General features: G+C 42.3%; 2 protein-coding genes. Both read left to right on the forward strand.

Annotated elements, in window-relative coordinates; translation table 11 throughout:
- Nucleotides 1-982, forward strand: a 982-nt coding sequence (locus tag EBR25_14185; GenBank protein NBW42119.1) for a hypothetical protein, incomplete at its 5' end; no start/stop codon positions are given.
- Nucleotides 967-1,158: a hypothetical protein gene (locus EBR25_14190; GenBank protein ID NBW42120.1), complete on the forward strand. Its 192-nt coding sequence runs from the start codon at nucleotides 967-969 to the stop codon at nucleotides 1,156-1,158. The genes EBR25_14185 and EBR25_14190, both read left to right, overlap by 16 nt.
- Nucleotides 1,159-1,200: the final 42 nt, after the last annotated feature.

Genomic DNA, 1,200 nt, shown 5'->3' on the forward strand with positions numbered 1-1,200 from the left:
GCAACTGCTTAATATAGCCACGGAACTAAAGACCGATCAGGGCCTCCCCCTACTTGCAAATGAGGTGATCTTAGAGAGGATTCTTGAGTATGATAAGTGGAAAACAGAGGCAACATTTGCTCATCAGATTCAAATAGAGGAGTTAAGACAAAGCTTCTCAGGGAGCAAAAAAGCCCCGGTTGCTAAGCTGGATTCAGAGTTCTCTGAGGAGGATAAGAAGTTTAACATTATTAGCTCTTATGGTGCTTGTAATGAAAAGCATCTGGGCATGGTTTCTAAGACTAAAATCTGGGAGGGAGCCAATGATCGCTCTTCGAGATTATTTGAGAGTTGGTACTCCCACATTCAAGACAATAGCATCCTCCCGCTCAAAGATCTAAAAGAAGGGCGGATTAAAACCCTTCTTCTTGCATTCCTTTGGGCCTCTGGATGTGCTCATCGTGTTCATAAATGGCCAGATGCTCCAGACGCTCACTATGTAGAAGCGCTTAAAAAAGACCTAGAGTCTAGGTTTTCAAAATTTAGCAAGCATAGTATTGTTGCTGCTTATGAATCTCTCAAAGTCTTCTGGAAAGAAATTAATGACTATGAACAATGTCCATTCAACATCACACTCATAGGAGATCTGCTCGATGAAGCGTACCAATATGTCTCCCAAAAAACTACAGAGGAGAATCGTTTCGATATTAAAAACTCGCCGCTATTCTCTGAGTTTGAAAAGATTTTCCCCTACGTCCCTTTGGAGGTCTTGGAAAAATACTATACGAAGAATCGCAAAAACTTTGTAGCAGCGGGGGTGGGAGCCTTACGAAAAGTCTTCACCACCCGCCTTCCTGAGGAGTTAGAGCATCGCTACTCCGCTGCTGAATGGCCAAAGAAATGGCACCACCACATTGCCTCTTTTGAGGAGAAGTGGCAACAACAACTCTATGACATCACTAATCAAACTCGCGAGGAACAAGAACAATGGAAAAAGGAATAAACATTCTCACTCTTGGGCAAAATGTAATTGTAGATGGAGCTGAAGAAGCCATTGAGCGATACGAGAAAGGAGAGATTACAGCAGATGAACTGCGTGACATTATCCTCGATCTCGACGTAGTCTATATCGATCAGTCTAAGTTTAAAGATACAAAAGATAATAGATCCTTAGAGTAGGTAATAGAATGGCAGACGATCGCCCTTCGATAACAAAACCAA

This window comes from bacterium, assembly GCA_009926305.1.
Taxonomy (GTDB): domain Bacteria; phylum Bdellovibrionota_C; class UBA2361; order UBA2361; family RFPC01; genus RFPC01.